This window comes from Pseudomonas sp. CFBP 13727 (assembly GCF_014841915.1).
In the GTDB taxonomy this organism is placed as follows: Bacteria; Pseudomonadota; Gammaproteobacteria; order Pseudomonadales; family Pseudomonadaceae; genus Aquipseudomonas; species Aquipseudomonas baltica.
Window position 1 is genome coordinate 1,249,508 of the sequence record NZ_JACYUT010000001.1, and the last position, 14,635, is coordinate 1,264,142.

Annotated in this window: 14 protein-coding genes; 9 read left to right on the forward strand and 5 right to left on the reverse strand. The window is 63.4% G+C overall.

Going from position 1 to position 14,635, the window contains the following annotated elements; all coding sequences use genetic code 11:
* Positions 1 to 82 precede the first annotated feature (82 nt).
* From minD to IFT76_RS05585, 5 genes are all read left to right on the forward strand, one after another.
* Positions 83 to 895 (forward strand): septum site-determining protein MinD, encoded by an 813-nt coding sequence (minD, locus tag IFT76_RS05565; RefSeq protein WP_122479336.1) that lies wholly within the window; start codon positions 83 to 85, stop codon positions 893 to 895.
* Positions 895 to 1,149, forward strand: coding sequence for a cell division topological specificity factor MinE (gene minE / locus IFT76_RS05570; protein WP_122479337.1), 255 nt, complete (start codon positions 895 to 897; stop codon positions 1,147 to 1,149). Before minD ends, minE begins: the two co-directional genes overlap by 1 nt.
* 90 nt (positions 1,150 to 1,239) lie before the next feature.
* Entirely contained in the window at positions 1,240 to 1,875 is a 636-nt protein-coding gene (locus IFT76_RS05575) for an RluA family pseudouridine synthase (RefSeq protein ID WP_122479338.1), read from the forward strand.
* A gap of 123 nt (positions 1,876 to 1,998) precedes the next feature.
* Positions 1,999 to 3,288, forward strand: coding sequence for a M18 family aminopeptidase (locus IFT76_RS05580; protein WP_122479339.1), 1,290 nt, complete (start codon positions 1,999 to 2,001; stop codon positions 3,286 to 3,288).
* A gap of 117 nt (positions 3,289 to 3,405) precedes the next feature.
* Complete coding sequence (locus tag IFT76_RS05585) at positions 3,406 to 5,544, forward strand: mechanosensitive ion channel family protein (protein WP_192057595.1); 2,139 nt, start codon at positions 3,406 to 3,408, stop codon at positions 5,542 to 5,544.
* Between the two features lie 128 nt (positions 5,545 to 5,672).
* On the opposite strand, the gene ttcA is transcribed toward IFT76_RS05585, so the two are convergent.
* A complete protein-coding gene (ttcA, locus tag IFT76_RS05590) occupies positions 5,673 to 6,497 on the reverse strand; it encodes a tRNA 2-thiocytidine(32) synthetase TtcA (RefSeq protein ID WP_122479341.1) in 825 nt (274 codons plus the stop codon).
* Between the two features lie 164 nt (positions 6,498 to 6,661).
* Between ttcA and IFT76_RS05595 the strand changes: the two genes are divergently transcribed.
* From IFT76_RS05595 to IFT76_RS05605, 3 genes are read left to right on the forward strand one after another with little or no spacing between them, the layout of a single operon-like run.
* The gene (locus IFT76_RS05595) at positions 6,662 to 7,156 is read left to right on the forward strand and encodes a SprT family zinc-dependent metalloprotease (protein WP_122479342.1); all 495 of its coding nucleotides are present in this window, start codon (positions 6,662 to 6,664) and stop codon (positions 7,154 to 7,156) included.
* Positions 7,157 to 7,197: 41 nt separating this feature from the next.
* The gene (locus tag IFT76_RS05600) at positions 7,198 to 7,905 is read left to right on the forward strand and encodes a 4'-phosphopantetheinyl transferase family protein (protein ID WP_192057596.1); all 708 of its coding nucleotides are present in this window, start codon (positions 7,198 to 7,200) and stop codon (positions 7,903 to 7,905) included.
* Positions 7,902 to 9,791 (forward strand): DUF4350 domain-containing protein, encoded by a 1,890-nt coding sequence (locus tag IFT76_RS05605; RefSeq protein ID WP_192057597.1) that lies wholly within the window; start codon positions 7,902 to 7,904, stop codon positions 9,789 to 9,791. The genes IFT76_RS05600 and IFT76_RS05605 overlap by 4 nt, the downstream gene beginning before the upstream one ends.
* Before the next feature lie 15 nt (positions 9,792 to 9,806).
* On the opposite strand, the gene IFT76_RS05610 is transcribed toward IFT76_RS05605, so the two are convergent.
* A complete protein-coding gene (locus IFT76_RS05610) occupies positions 9,807 to 10,169 on the reverse strand; it encodes a PilZ domain-containing protein (RefSeq protein WP_122479721.1) in 363 nt (120 codons plus the stop codon).
* Positions 10,170 to 10,291: 122 nt separating this feature from the next.
* Positions 10,292 to 10,666, reverse strand: coding sequence for a tetratricopeptide repeat protein (locus IFT76_RS05615; protein ID WP_056843377.1), 375 nt, complete (start codon positions 10,664 to 10,666; stop codon positions 10,292 to 10,294).
* Between the two features lie 190 nt (positions 10,667 to 10,856).
* On the opposite strand from IFT76_RS05615, the gene pyk reads away from it, so the two are divergent.
* Complete coding sequence (gene pyk, locus IFT76_RS05620) at positions 10,857 to 12,311, forward strand: pyruvate kinase (RefSeq protein WP_122479344.1); 1,455 nt, start codon at positions 10,857 to 10,859, stop codon at positions 12,309 to 12,311.
* A 99-nt stretch (positions 12,312 to 12,410) separates the two neighbouring features.
* Here the strand turns inward: pyk and IFT76_RS05625 are convergent, their stop codons facing one another.
* Positions 12,411 to 13,340: an iron-sulfur-binding ferredoxin reductase gene (locus tag IFT76_RS05625; protein ID WP_192057598.1), complete on the reverse strand. Its 930-nt coding sequence runs from the start codon at positions 13,338 to 13,340 to the stop codon at positions 12,411 to 12,413.
* Complete coding sequence (locus tag IFT76_RS05630) at positions 13,333 to 14,439, reverse strand: GGDEF domain-containing protein (protein ID WP_122479346.1); 1,107 nt, start codon at positions 14,437 to 14,439, stop codon at positions 13,333 to 13,335. The genes IFT76_RS05625 and IFT76_RS05630 overlap by 8 nt, the downstream gene beginning before the upstream one ends.
* Positions 14,440 to 14,635 lie beyond the last annotated feature (196 nt).

Consider the following 14,635-nt stretch of genomic DNA (forward strand, 5'->3'; position numbering starts at 1 on the left):
CAGGCACATGCAGTCCGCCGATGTTTTGAAGTCATGTTTTTTCGGGGATTAACAGTCCCTTTTTAAGTAGGGGTGATACACCTTGGCCAAGATTCTAGTGGTTACATCCGGCAAGGGTGGTGTGGGCAAGACCACCACCAGCGCCGCCATCGGCACCGGCCTCGCACTGCGCGGCCACAAAACCGTCATCATCGACTTCGACGTCGGCCTGCGTAACCTCGACCTCATCATGGGCTGCGAACGCCGCGTGGTGTACGACTTCGTCAACGTAGTGAACGGTGAAGCGACCCTGCAGCAGGCCCTGATCAAGGACAAGCGCGTCGAGAACCTCTTCATCCTGGCTGCCAGCCAGACGCGCGACAAGGACGCCCTGACCAAGGAAGGCGTCGAGAAGATCATCACCGAGCTGTCCAAGACCCACGACTACATTCTGTGCGACTCCCCGGCAGGCATCGAGAAAGGTGCTCACCTGGCCATGTATTTCGCCGATGAGGCGATCGTGGTGACCAACCCCGAGGTGTCCTCGGTACGCGACTCGGACCGCATGCTTGGCCTGTTGGCGAGCAAGTCGCGACGCGCCGAGAACGGCGAGGATCCGATCAAGGAACACCTGCTGATCACCCGCTACAGCCCCGAGCGCGTCAGCCGCGGCGAGATGCTGGGCGTGGAAGACGTCGAGGAAATCCTGGCCATCCGCCTGCTGGGCGTGATTCCGGAATCCGAAGCAGTGCTCAAGGCGTCCAACTCGGGTACGCCGGTGATTTTCGACGACCAGAGCGACGCCGGCCAGGCGTACAGCGATGCCGTCGACCGTTTGCTGGGCAAGGAAAAGCCCCACCGCTTCCTTGATTTCAAGAAGAAGAACTGGGTCGAGCGCCTGTTTGGAGGTCGCTAATGAATATTTTCGACTTCTTTCGTGACCGCAAGAAAGGCAATACCGCGTCGGTCGCGAAAGAGCGTCTACAGATCATCGTGGCGCATGAACGCGGCCAACGCACTACCCCTGACTACCTGCCGGCTCTGCAGAAAGAGCTGGTGGAAGTGATTCGCAAGTATGTGAACATCGAGAGCGACCAGGTACAGGTTGCGCTCGAGAATCAGGGTAGCTGCTCGATTCTGGAATTGAACATTACCCTGCCCGACCGCTGAGCCCTGCGCTCGGCTCCACGGCGGCCCGCCGGCCCTTTGCTGAAAAGGGTCGACGCGCCGCCGTTGGCGTTTCTGAGAGATAGACCTTTCATGCCGTTGTCGAACATTCGCATCATCCACCAGGACGCCGCCGTGCTGGTCATCGACAAGCCGACCCTGTTGTTGTCGGTGCCCGGGCGCGCCGACGACAACAAGGACTGCCTGATCACCCGCCTGCAGGAAAACGGCTTTCCCGAGGCGCGCATCGTGCATCGCCTGGACTGGGAAACCAGCGGCATCATTCTGCTGGCGCGCGATGCCGACAGCCACCGCGAGCTGTCCCGTCAGTTCCACGACCGCGAGACGGAAAAAGCCTATACCGCCCTGGCCTGGGGCCAGCCTGCGCTGGACAGTGGCAGTGTCGACCTGCCGCTGCGCTACGATCCGCCGACCAAGCCACGGCACGTGGTGGATCACGAGCACGGCAAACATGCGCTGACCTTCTGGAAGGTGCTGGAGCGCTGCGGCGAGTGGTGTCGCGTGGAGCTGACGCCGATCACCGGGCGTTCGCACCAATTGCGCGTGCACCTGTTGTCGATCGGTCATCCGCTGCTGGGTGACCGGCTGTATGCCCACCCCGAGGCGTTGCAGGCACACGAACGGTTGTGCCTGCATGCCAGCATGCTGGCGTTTACCCATCCGGTGACAGGTGAGCGGATGAAATTCGAGTGCGCCGCACCCTTCTGAACAGCGGCGAGGCTTTCGCGGCCGATGACCGCTCCTGCCGGTATGCCAGGTCCTGTGTGGGAGCAGCAGCCACACGGGTGGGCAATCGGGTAAACTCGGTGGCATTGCTGTCTGGAGTTTTCTATGCGTGAAGCTTTGAACCAAGGCCTGATCGATTTTCTCAAGGCCTCCCCTACCCCATTCCACGCCACCGCGACGCTGGCTCGCCGCCTCGAGGCAGCCGGTTACCAGCGACTGGACGAGCGCGAGAGCTGGAACACGGTGCCCGGTGGGCGCTACTACGTAACGCGCAACGATTCCTCGATCATTGCCGTCAGGCTGGGCAAGCATTCGCCGCTGCTGAGCGGCTTGCGCCTGGTTGGCGCTCACACCGACAGCCCCTGCCTGCGCGTGAAGCCGCAACCCGAGTTGCAGCGCCAGGGCTTCTTCCAGCTGGGCGTCGAAGTCTATGGCGGTGCGTTGCTGGCGCCCTGGTTCGACCGCGATCTGTCGCTGGCCGGGCGGGTCACCTTTCGCCGTGACGGCAAGGTCGAAAGCCAGCTGATCGATTTCCGCCTGCCGATTGCCGTGGTGCCCAACCTGGCCATTCATCTCAACCGCGAGGCCAACCTGGGCTGGGCGATCAACGCACAGAACGAACTACCACCCGTGCTGGCTCAGGTGGCCGGTGACGAGCGGGTCGATTTCCGTGCGCTGCTGACCGAGCAATTGGCACGCGAACACGGGCTCAATGCCGACGTGGTGCTGGATTACGAGCTCAGCTTCTACGACACGCAAAGTGCTGCGGTGATTGGCCTGCACGGTGATTTCATCGCCGGCGCGCGGCTCGACAATCTGCTGTCCTGTTACGCCGGCCTGCAGGCCCTGCTCGATGCCCAGGGCGATGAAAGCTGCGTGCTGGTGTGTACCGACCATGAAGAGATCGGTTCCAGTTCGGCCTGTGGCGCCGACGGGCCGATGCTCGAACAGGTCCTGCAGCGCCTGCTGCCCGAGGGCGACGAGTATGTACGCAGCATCCAGCGTTCGCTGCTGGTGTCGGCCGACAATGCCCACGGTGTTCACCCCAACTACGCCGACAAGCACGACGCCAACCACGGGCCCAAACTCAATGCCGGGCCGGTGATCAAGGTCAACAGCAACCAGCGCTACGCCACCAACAGCGAAACGGCGGGGTTCTTCCGCCACCTGTGCATGGCCGTGGAAGTACCGGTGCAAAGCTTCGTGGTACGCAGCGACATGGGTTGCGGTTCGACCATCGGCCCGATCACCGCCAGCCACCTGGGCATCAGGACCGTCGACATCGGCTTGCCGACGTTTGCCATGCATTCGATTCGCGAGCTTGCCGGCAGCCATGACCTGGCGCATCTGGTGAAGGTACTGGGCGCGTTCTATGCCAGCAACGAGCTGCCCTAGCAGCACGCACGTGAGCGGCCGGCACGCAGGTGACGCTCACGTTTACACTCTTCGTGGTCGGCCCTCGGCGGGCACAGGGCGGACCACGCAAACACCGATCTACAGGTGATTCCACTGATGGCCCTTTTCCTGCGCCTGGCGCTTGCAGTCCTGATGCTACTGCCGATCACCGCCCAGGCCGTTGCCTTGCCTGGATTGCTGGGGGGAAGTTCGGAGAAACCCGCCGAGCAACCTGCCCAACCCCTGGGTCAGTCCCTGGATCAGGTGATCCAGACCCTGGAAAACGAACAGCAGCGCACGCGCCTGCTGAGCGACCTGAAAAAACTGCGGGACAGCACCCGGCAAGCCCAACCTGCGGCCGAGCAGGGCGTGTTGGGCATGATCGGCAGTGCCTTGGCGCACGTCGACCAGCAGTTTTCCGGCGATAACAGTCCGTTCCAGCGCTGGGGCGCGGAAGTCGCCCTGGCCCATGAAGAGCTAGAGGCGCTGGCCCTGCCGATGGCCGAATGGCCGCCGATCATCGGCGCATTTCTGTTGATCATTCTGGTGTGGAGCCTGCTTGCCTACAGTTTGATCTGGATCGGGCATCGCGTGCGCGTGCGCTTTGGCCTGTCGGAAGAGTTGCCGCAGCATCCGCGTACCCTCGACCTGCTGCGCTTTGCCTTGCGCAAGCTCGGGCCCTGGCTGGTCGCGCTGGTCATTACCGTTTATGTGGGCTACGCCCTGCCCTCTTCATTGGGCAAGAGCCTGGCGATGGTGATGGCCTACGCGCTGGTGGTCGGCACACTGTTTTCCGCGATTTGCGTGATCGCGTTTTCCCTGCTCGACGGACCCCATCGACACCGCGCGCTGAACATCCTGCGTCACCGTGCGTTTCGCCCCCTGTGGCTGATCGGCAGTTTCGCCGCCTTCGGCGAGGCGTTGAGCGACCCACGGATGGTCGCTGCGCTCGGCCAGCACCTGGCACACAGCGCCGCGACCCTGGCCAATGTACTGGCGGCACTGTCGACCGGGCTGTTCATCCTGCGCTTTCGCCGGCCCATCGCCCACCTGATCCGCAACCAGCCGCTGTCGCGGCGCCTGACCCGACGAGCCTTGAGCGACACCATCGAGATCCTCGGCAGCTTCTGGTACCTGCCGGCGCTGGTGCTGGTCGGCATCTCGCTGTTCGCCACGTTCTTCTCGGCCGGCGACACCAGCACCGCCCTGCGCCAGTCGCTGATGTGCGCGGTGCTGTTGATCCTGTGCATGGTCATCAATGGCCTGATCCGGCGTCACGCCCTGCGCCCGCCCAAGGGCCCGCGGCGTCATGCCTTGTATTCAGAGCGCTTGAGTCACTTTGCCTACACCTTGATGCACCTGCTGATCTGGGTGGTTTTCATCGATCTGGGTCTGCGCGTGTGGGGCATGTCGCTGATCGGCTTCACCGAAGGCGATGGCCACGAGATCTCGGTGCGCCTGGCCAGCCTGGTGGGCACGCTGATCTTCGCCTGGCTGGTGTGGATCCTGGCTGACACCGGTATCCACCATGCCCTCACGCGCTCGCGCAAGGGCATGGCCAATGCGCGCGCGCAGACCATGATGCCGCTGATTCGCAACGTGCTGTTCGTGACCATTTTCATCATTGCGGCGATCATTGCCCTGGCCAACATGGGCATGAACGTGACGCCACTGCTGGCGGGTGCGGGTGTGATCGGCCTGGCCATCGGTTTTGGCGCGCAGTCGCTGGTGGCGGATCTGATCACCGGGCTGTTCATCATCATCGAGGATTCCCTGGCCATCGATGACTACGTGGATGTAGGTGGGCACCTGGGCACTGTGGAAGGCCTGACCATCCGTACCGTGCGCCTGCGCGACATCGACGGCATCGTGCACACCATTCCGTTCAGCGAAATCAAGAGCATCAAGAACTACTCGCGGGAATTCGGTTATGCCATCTTCCGCGTGGCGGTGCCCTACAGCATGGGCATCGACGACGCCATCAAGATGATGCGCGAAGTGGGCCAGAAGATGCGCAGCGATCCGTTGCATCGGCGCGATATCTGGTCGCCGCTGGAGTTTCAGGGCGTGGAGAGCTTCGAGTCGGGTACGGCGATCCTGCGGGCGCGGTTCAAGACCGGCCCGATCAAGCAGTGGGAGGTGTCGCGGGCCTTCAACCTGGCACTCAAGCGGCAGATGGACGAGGCCGGGCTGGACCTGGCGACGCCGCGCCTGAGTGTGCAGGTGATCACGGCAGGCGCGGCTGGCGAGAAATAGCGGGGCGCCCTTCGCGGCCACTGACCGCTCCTACAGGGGGTCTAGGCTTTCGCGGCCGATGGCCGCTCCTACGGCGATCCAGATCTCCCGTAGGAGCGGCCATCGGCCGCGAACGGGGCGCCGCGGTGTTACAGGTTCACCACATTGGCGATCCGCACCGGGGCGCTGTCGTCGATGCGCAGGTTGTGGAAGTCGAACAGGTTGCGGTCGGCCAACTGCGATGGCATCACGTTCTGCAGGCTGCGGAAGATGCTGTCGGTGCGGCCGGGCGTCTTGCGCTCCCAGTCAACCAGCATGTCCTTGACCACCTGGCGTTGCAGGTTTTCCTGGGAACCGCACAGGTTGCAGGGAATGATCGGGAACTGCTTGAAGTTGGAGTAGGCCTGGATATCCTTCTCGTGGCAGTAAGCCAACGGCCGGATCACCACGTTGCGCCCGTCGTCGGCAAGCAGCTTGGGCGGCATGGCCTTGAGCGAACCATTGAAGAACATGTTGAGGAAGAACGTCTCGACGATGTCGTCGCGGTGGTGCCCCAGGGCCATCTTGGTCGCACCGATCTGGTCAGCGAAGTTGTACAGGGTGCCGCGACGCAGGCGCGAGCACAGCGAGCAGGTGGTCTTGCCTTCGGGGATCAGCTCCTTGACCACCGAATAGGTGTCCTTCTCCACGATGTGGTACTCCACGCCCAGCTGTTCCAGGTAGGCCGGCAGCACCTGCTCGGGGAAGCCCGGCTGCTTCTGGTCCATGTTCACGGCGACGATGCTGAAAGCGATGGGCGCCACCTTCTGCAGGTGCAGGAGCACATCGAGCATCGTGTAGCTGTCCTTGCCACCCGAAAGACAGACCATGACCTTGTCGCCGTCTTCGATCATGTTGTAGTCGGCGACGGCTTCACCGGCCTGCCGGCGAAGGCGTTTCTGCAATTTGTTCTGGTTGACCGAAAGAGTGCCCATGGCGACAGGATCCGCGAGGTGTGTGACAAAAGCCGGGCATTTTACGCGCTTTGATGTATTGGGTGTAGCGCCGCGGCAAGCGATACCTGCGCGTGGTACCGACGGGTGGCTCGGCAATGCCTGGACGTTGCGGCATAATCGGCGCATCTGGAGTGTGTCAAAGAATGCCCGAGCAACTCAATCAACGCGTCGAAGCCTGCTTCTGCCAGGCCGAACTGTTTTTCAAGCGGCCTTTCCGGCGCCCGGTGGTCAGCACCAAGCTGCGCGGGCAGAAAGCCGGTGTCGCGCACCTGCATGAAAACCTGCTGCGCTTCAATCCACAGCTCTACCGCGAGAACACCGAGGACTTCCTCAGGCAGACCGTGCCCCACGAAGTCGCGCACCTGGTCGCCCATCAGTTGTTCGGCGACCGCATTGCGCCCCATGGCGAGGAATGGCAACTGATCATGCGCGGTGTCTACGAGCTGACACCCCACCGTTGCCACAGCTATGCGGTGAAACGTCGCCAGGTTATCCGTTACCTCTACAAATGCCCCTGCGCCGACGGCGACTTCGCCTTTTCGGCCCAGCGCCACGGCATGGTTGGCAAAGGCCGCCGCTACCTGTGCCGGCGGTGCCGCCAGACCCTGGTATTCAGCGGTGAAACGCGCGTGCAATGATCGTCATTCCCTTGCACGACGAGGCTGGGCAGAATGCGCACATGAATACAGCCCTCCCCGCTTGCCTGAGCGATCTGCGCCAGCACTGGCCACTGCCTGAATCGGTGCCCGGCGCAAGGTTGTTCAGCAACCGTTTCGAGCACAGCGCGTTCACGACCGAGGATTTCGCGCGGTGCGGCATCGTGCCGCCTGCGTCGATCCAGCGTTCGGTGGCCAAGCGCCAGGCCGAGTACCTGGCTGGGCGTGTCTGCGCACGCGAGGCACTGCTGGCCCTCACCGGCGAAGCGCAGGTGCCGGTCATCGGCACCGACCGCGCGCCGATCTGGCCTGAACAGACCGTAGGGTCGATTACCCATGGCAGCGGTCGCGCCGCAGCCGTGGTCGCCAGCCGCGATGACTGCCAGGGACTGGGCCTGGATATCGAGAGCCTGCTGCCGCTGGCGCGCGCCGAACGGCTGCGCGCGGAAATACTGACCCTGGACGAGCAGGCCCGGATGGACCCCAACCAGGTGGCCATGGTGGTGACCTTGACGTTCTCCCTCAAGGAAAGCCTGTTCAAGGCACTGTATCCGCTGGTCGGCAAGCGCTTCTATTTTGAACATGCCGAAGTGCTGCATTGGTCTGCCCAAGGGCAGGCACGCTTGCGCTTGCTGACCGACCTGTCGCCGCAGTTCGCCAGCGGATTCGAAATCGACGGGCAGTTCGCCTGGCTCGATGGGCAGCTGTTGAGCCTGGTGGCGGTCCGTTGAGACCACCCCGACGGCAGCGTGCTCGGCGTGCAGCGGCCTTGCTGGTTGCACTGGCGCTGTGGGCCGGCCTCACCGGCGCCGCCGATCTCGACAGCCCGCGCCTGCTCGATCAGACGCTGAACAGCCAGGCTGCACGGCAATCCATCGCGCGAATCCTCGCTTCACAGCCGTCGGTGAGTACGCCCTATCGAGGTGCCCGGAACTTTCTCCAGGCACAAGGGCTGGCCAACCAGGCGACAACCACTTGCGACGAACTGGACACGCTGCCTGCACGCGGCCACAGCCTGATGCTGCTGCACCGGCAAACGCCGCTGTCGGCCCAGCAAGTCGACCGTCTGCTGGGCTGGGTGCAGCGTGGCGGACGCCTGCTGGCGGTCGCCGACGCCTTGTGGGACGAGGCCCGCGCCAGCAGTGGGGATGCTTTGCTCGATCGCCTGCAGATTCGCGTGCAGTCGAGCTCGCAGTTGCCGCAACTGCCGCCTGCGGCGGGCGACGACTACCCTTCGCTGACCAAGCTCTATCTGGAAGACGAATCGGCGCCGGCCTATATGGGTTTCGACACGCAACGCCATCTGGATGACCCGACCGGCAAGGTCCAGTCCTGGGCCAACAGCAACGGCGCCACGCATCTGATGCAGATGGCCTACGGCGAGGGCCTCATCACCCTGGTCAGCGATGCCCGTTTGTGGACCGACGAGCAGATCCAGCGCTACGACAATGCCTGGCTGCTGTGGTACCTGAATCAGGGCAGCGAAGTGACCTGGGTGTTCGAGCCGGTGCCTGAGCCGCCTGGGCGATACGCGCTGTGGGTGTTTGCCGCGCTGCTTCTGGCAGCCGTGCCGGGCCTGTGGTGGATGAGGACGCGACAGCGGCCGCACCGTGCGCCGAACCTGCTGGACCGAAGTCAGTTGCGGGGCATTCGTGAGCAAGGACGTCGATCCCTGCGCGAGCTGGGGCCGAGAGAAGTGTTGGCCGCCCTGCAGCGAGACCTGCTGCAGCGTGCCTGCCTGCACCATCCGGGCTTCGACGCGCTTGCAGTGGCCGAGCAATGGCAGGTGCTGGCCCAACTCTCGCAGCAATCGACCCGCAGCATCGGTGCCGCACTGATGCCCGTGCGCGGTCGGCGGATGCCCGCTCGAGTGTTCACCCGCACCGTGGCGCAATTGCAAAGCTTGCGGGACAGCCTGGGGCCAATGTCGGCCGCTGCCCGGATCGGCCACCCCGTCGCTGCTGCAGTGGGGACGGTCGGGCCGTCCGCCATCCCGGCCGAGCGGGCGGTGATGATCCTGCTCGAGTGTGGCGCCTGGTCCAGTCACCCAGGTGCCCACTCAAACGACCTGAAACACGCCGTACACGCTTGCCTGCAACTGGCCGAAACGGTACTGGCTGACGGATTCGCCGTCGGCCTGCACGTGTCTTCCAGCACGTCGCCCGTACACTTGAAACCGCAACCCGGCGCCGAACAGTTGCAGCGCCTGGTCGAAGCGCTCGCGCAGCTCGAGCCCTGCCCGATAGACGGCGATCCCGCCACGGTCCTGGATGCCCTGCACCGCGACGAACACGACTACGCACTGCTGGTGATGGTGACCGGCTTTCATGCCGGGATCGAATCGACCTTGCCCCTGGTGTTGAGCAGGGCCGCGCAGCGCTGGCCGGTATTGCTGGCCAGCCTGCGCGACGAAGCACTCGAGCGCCTGCGTCAACAGCCGGTCCGAACCCGCCGCGAAGCACTGCTCTACTGCGGAGTGATGCAGCGCCTGCTGCTGCGCCAGCGCCTGCATGATCGGCTGGCCGCAGGCGGCGTGAATGTCGTGGACGCATGGCCTGGCGAGATCGCCGCAGAATCGCTGATGCGCTATCGAAGCCTGCGGCAGCCGCGTACCTGAACCCTGGATGACCCGTCAGGCCGACGTGCCATGGGGATGGAACGTGAAATACTGACGCAGCGCGTCGACCAGCTTGAGGAACTCGGTGGGCACCTGGCCCTGCAACTCGAAGCCCGAATCGTAGTGCCCCGGCGTGGCGTCTTCATGGCACCACAGGCACTGCGCCGAGAGGTCGATGAGCTTGGGCTCGCCTTCGACCGAAGGGATTTTCACCTGCAGTTCGAACACCGGCCCGACCAGCAACGGCAGCTCGCTGATCAGCATCAGCCCGACATCCGACACGTTGCCCATGTAGCCCATGGCACGACCGGTGTGACGGTTGTAGACCTTGAGGTAGTACGGCAGTTGATGCCGCTCGATCCGACGTTCGGTGTACATGATGGGCCTGCTGTAGATATCCGGCATATGTGTCGTGTTCATCCTCTGTCGTTTCGTAGCTCCACTCGTCCAGCGTAGCCCAGGCCTTCTTCAAGGCCGTTTCAGAGTACAGGAAATTTACCTCAGAATGCCGCCGGCCGTGGCTGCGCGGGCACACCCGGACGCACGTGGCCCAGTTGATCGAGTGTCTGCAGACGCGCCTGGGCGCGGTAGGCGTACTCGCTGGAGGGATAGCGGTTGATGATGTACTGGTAGGTCTGGGCGGCATCGACGTACAACTTCTGGCGCTCCAGGCACTGGCCACGCAGCATCGAGACCTCCGGTTGCACATAGGGCCGCGACCGGCTTTTGCGGTCGACCTGGGACAGTTCCAGCACGACTTTCTCGCAGTTGCCGTCGTCGTAGGCGCGATAGGCGCTGTTCAAGTGCTGGTCCATCGACCAGCGGGTGCAGCCTGACACGGCGATGGCCAGGGCAATCAATACAAGCGCGCGCATGGGATTCTCCTGCCGCAGGGGGGTATCAGGGTTTATCGACCCATTGCCGGGAATCTTCAATACCCAGGCATTGGATGCCGGTGCGTGCAAATCCTCCCGGCCAATTCCTGGACATGTTGTGCAGAGGAACGATGACTACAGCGCAATTGAGGAGTAGCCTTTGGCAGCGCTTCAATAAAGGAGTCAGTGCATGACCGTTCGCCGTACCAAAATCGTTGCCACCCTGGGCCCCGCCTCCAACTCGCCGGAAGTGATCGAACAACTGATCAAGGCTGGTCTGGATGTCGCTCGCCTGAACTTTTCCCACGGTACACCGGATGAGCACAAGGCTCGCGCCCGTCTGATCCGCGAGATCGCCGCGCGCCTGGGGCGTCACGTCGCCCTGCTCGGCGACCTGCAAGGTCCGAAGATCCGCATCGCCAAGTTCACCAACAAACGCATCGAACTGAAGGTCGGCGACCGCTTCACCTTCTCCACCAGCCATCCGCTCACCGACGGCAACCAGGAGGTCGTGGGTATCGACTACCCGGACCTGGTCAAGGATTGCGGCGTGGGCGACGAACTGTTGCTCGACGATGGCCGCGTGGTCATGCGCGTGGAAACCGCCACCGCCGACTCGCTGCACTGCTCGGTACTGATCGGCGGTCCGCTGTCCGACCACAAGGGCATCAACCGCCGCGGTGGTGGCCTGACCGCACCGGCCCTGACCGAGAAAGACAAGGCTGACATCAAGCTTGCCGCCGAGATGGACCTGGACTACCTGGCCGTGTCTTTCCCGCGTGATGCGTCGGACATGGAATACGCGCGCCAGTTGCGCGACGAGTCGGGCGGTACCGCCTGGCTGGTGGCCAAGATCGAACGCGCCGAAGCAGTCGCCGACGACGAAACCCTCGACGGCCTGATCCGCGCCAGTGACGCGGTCATGGTGGCCCGCGGCGACCTGGGAGTGGAAATCGGCGACGCCGAGCTGATCGGCATCCAGAAAAAGATCATCCAGCACGCTCGCCGCAACAACAAGGCGGTGATCGTGGCGACCCAGATGATGGAGTCGATGATCCAGAACCCCATGCCGACCCGCGCCGAAGTGTCCGACGTGGCCAACGCCGTGCTCGACTACACCGACGCCGTGATGCTTTCGGCCGAAAGCGCTGCCGGCTCCTACCCGATCGAAGCCGTGCAGGCCATGGCGCGGATCATCGTCGGCGCGGAAAAGCATCCGACCAGCAAGAAGTCCAGCCATCGCCTGTACACGCAGTTCCAGCGGTGCGACGAAAGCATCGCGCTGGCTGCGATGTACACGGCGAACCACTTCCCGGGTGTGAAGGCAATCATCGCGCTCACGGAAACCGGCTACACCTCGCTGATCATGTCGCGCCTGCGCTCATCGGTGCCGATCTTCGCCTTCTCGCCACAGCGGGCCACCCAGGCCCGTGCCGCGATGTTCCGCGGGGTCTACCCGGTGGATTTCGATCCGGCCGTTCTGCCGCCGAGCGAAGTGAGCAAGGCTGCCATCGACAAGCTGCTCGAGATGGGCATCGTGCAACAGGGCGACTGGGTCATCCTGACCAAGGGCGACAGCTATGCACAAACGGGTGGCACGAACGGGATGAAAATCCTGCACGTGGGTGACCCGCTGGTCGACTGATAGCCGTTGGCTGCAAGACCAAAGGCCCCGGGGTTGAAACCTCGGGGCCTTTTGCATTTCTGTAGGAGCGCTCTGTGGCCCGCGAATGCGTGTTGCGACTCAGCCGCGGCCGACGAAGACATCGCTGTACAGCTGACTTCTGGGCAGGCCGGCCAGGAACAGCCTTCGGGAAAACTCTTCCACGCTGATCGGCGAGCCGCACACCAGGGCGATGGTCTGGCGCGACAGGAGGCGCAACGGCGGCGGCTCGCCTGCCGGGAACTGCTCTACCGCAAGGTTGGCATGAAGCTGGGCAAGCGCGCGCAACGGTTCATCCAGGTAGTGCTCGTTGGCCATGTGCAACAATCGGATCGGGCCGTGATGACCTTGTCGCAACGCTTCTCGCAGCACACCCCACAACGGAGCCAGACCTGTGCCGGCAGCGAACAACCACAATGGCCGAGCCTGCCATTCAGGATCGTAGTGCAAGGCTCCACCGCGCACTTCGCCCAGCTGCAGACTATCGCCAACCTTCAGGCGACGAGCCTGGTCGATGAAAGCACCGGGGCGCCGACAGTCCAGATGAAACTCCAGGAAGTCATCGGCCTGGGCGAGGCTGGCGATGGAATAGGGCCGCGCGATTTGCACGCCGTCGGGTGCAACCGTCCACAGCAGCATGTGCTGACCGGCTTGATAGCGCAGCGGGCGCTGCGCCTCTAGTCGCAGGCGCAGCACGTTTGCCGAAGGCCAGTCACAGCCGATCACATGCGCCGTCACACCGTCGCCCTGTGGATCGAAGACCGCCACCTGCAGATCCTCGACGACTTGACACTGACAGGCCAGGCGCCAGCCCTGCTCACGCTTTGTGGCATTCAACGCATCGGGCTTGCGGTCCTGTGGCTCACCGCCAACACAGCGCACCAGGCAGGCGTGGCAACTGCCGGCGCGACAGCTGAAGGGCACCTGCAAGCCGGCCTGGTTGAGGGCGTCGAGCAGGTTGCTGCCCGCCGCCACCGTCCAGCGCCTGCCACCGACGTCCAGCTCAGGCATCGGCCATGTCCCAGGCCGCCGCGCAGCGGTTGCGGCCTTCACCTTTGGCGCGATACAGCGCCTGGTCGGCACGCTGCAGCGCATCATCCAGATCATCGCCCTGCTTGAGCATGGTCATGCCCACCGACAGACTCAGATTGGCTGCGCCCAGCCCTTGCGGATCGGCGTCGGCAAAGGCGCTGCGCAGCCGCTCGCAGCACCGCACCAGCTGGTCTGCGTCGACTTCGGGCATGAGCAGCACGAATTCTTCACCGCCGTACCGGGCCAGCACATCGCCGTCGCGCAGGCAATCCTGGGTCAAGGCCGCGAAGGCTTGCAGCACCTGGTCACCGGCCGCATGGCCGTGGATATCGTTGATGCGTTTGAAGTGATCGAGGTCGATCAGCGCCAGGCCATGCTCGACATCGGGCTTGAGCGTGGCCAGCTCGCGCGAGGCCAGGCGCAGGAAGTGTCGACGATTGAACAAGCCTGTCAGCTCATCGGTGGCGACCAGGTCTTCAAGCTGGCGCATCATGCCCCGCAGGGTATCCTGATGGGCCTGCAAGGCATAACGGCGTTGGCGCATGCGTTGGCGCGAGGTTTGTACATAGCTTGCATACATGCACAACCACAACAGCACCACCAGCATGGCGCAGATCTGCAGGGTGGCCAGGCCCGGGTCAGGCAGGGCCATGCGATAGGCCTCCCACAGATTGACCCCGACGAAGGCGACGAACACCACCAGCGCACAGCGTACGAAGGCGCGACGTGGCAGGTGGAAAACGCCGAACAGCAGGATCAACACATACATCACCATGAAGGTGCCGCGTGCCACTTCCAGATTGCCGATCAACCAGGTGTGCCAGGCTACCGCCAGCAGCACCTGAAACTCGGTGAGACTGGGATCGCTGAAACGTTGATTGGCACCGCTGCGAAATACCCAATACAGCGCGCCCTGGCTGATCGCGACCAGGCAGGTGGTGCCTACCGCCGTCACCAGAGACACGCGGCAATACTGCGTCAGAACCGCCACCCACACCAGCGCCACTACCAAAGCGTAAGTGCCGGCGGCCAGTGAGAAACGCTTGATCAGTAGATGTTGCAGGGTGGACTCGGTCACTCGCAGGCTCGCTGTGCTGAATGGGAATCCCTCCCCTGATTGCACCGTAATAGTGCAAAGGCGTGATGCCATAGTAATGGCCAAGGGGTGAAATAACTATTCAAATTTGGATTGCTCGACGAAGTCTACTGGCTACCGGACCAACGGCGTATCCGCCTCGACACCACGCCTACCCGCCATTGCGGAGTGTCAGCTC

What these genes read in the sequence shown, in the direction of transcription:
- minE (WP_122479337.1), top strand. Translation starts at nt 895, where the DNA reads ATGAATATTTTCGACTTCTTTCGTGACCGCAAGAAAGGCAATACCGCG.
- IFT76_RS05575 (WP_122479338.1), top strand. Translation starts at nt 1,240, where the DNA reads ATGCCGTTGTCGAACATTCGCATCATCCACCAGGACGCCGCCGTGCTG.
- IFT76_RS05580 (WP_122479339.1), top strand. Translation starts at nt 1,999, where the DNA reads ATGCGTGAAGCTTTGAACCAAGGCCTGATCGATTTTCTCAAGGCCTCC.
- IFT76_RS05585 (WP_192057595.1), top strand. Translation starts at nt 3,406, where the DNA reads ATGGCCCTTTTCCTGCGCCTGGCGCTTGCAGTCCTGATGCTACTGCCG.
- ttcA (WP_122479341.1), bottom strand. Translation starts at nt 6,497, where the DNA reads ATGGGCACTCTTTCGGTCAACCAGAACAAATTGCAGAAACGCCTTCGC.
- IFT76_RS05595 (WP_122479342.1), top strand. Translation starts at nt 6,662, where the DNA reads ATGCCCGAGCAACTCAATCAACGCGTCGAAGCCTGCTTCTGCCAGGCC.
- IFT76_RS05600 (WP_192057596.1), top strand. Translation starts at nt 7,198, where the DNA reads ATGAATACAGCCCTCCCCGCTTGCCTGAGCGATCTGCGCCAGCACTGG.
- IFT76_RS05610 (WP_122479721.1), bottom strand. Translation starts at nt 10,169, where the DNA reads ATGTACACCGAACGTCGGATCGAGCGGCATCAACTGCCGTACTACCTC.
- IFT76_RS05615 (WP_056843377.1), bottom strand. Translation starts at nt 10,666, where the DNA reads ATGCGCGCGCTTGTATTGATTGCCCTGGCCATCGCCGTGTCAGGCTGC.
- pyk (WP_122479344.1), top strand. Translation starts at nt 10,857, where the DNA reads ATGACCGTTCGCCGTACCAAAATCGTTGCCACCCTGGGCCCCGCCTCC.
- IFT76_RS05625 (WP_192057598.1), bottom strand. Translation starts at nt 13,340, where the DNA reads ATGCCTGAGCTGGACGTCGGTGGCAGGCGCTGGACGGTGGCGGCGGGC.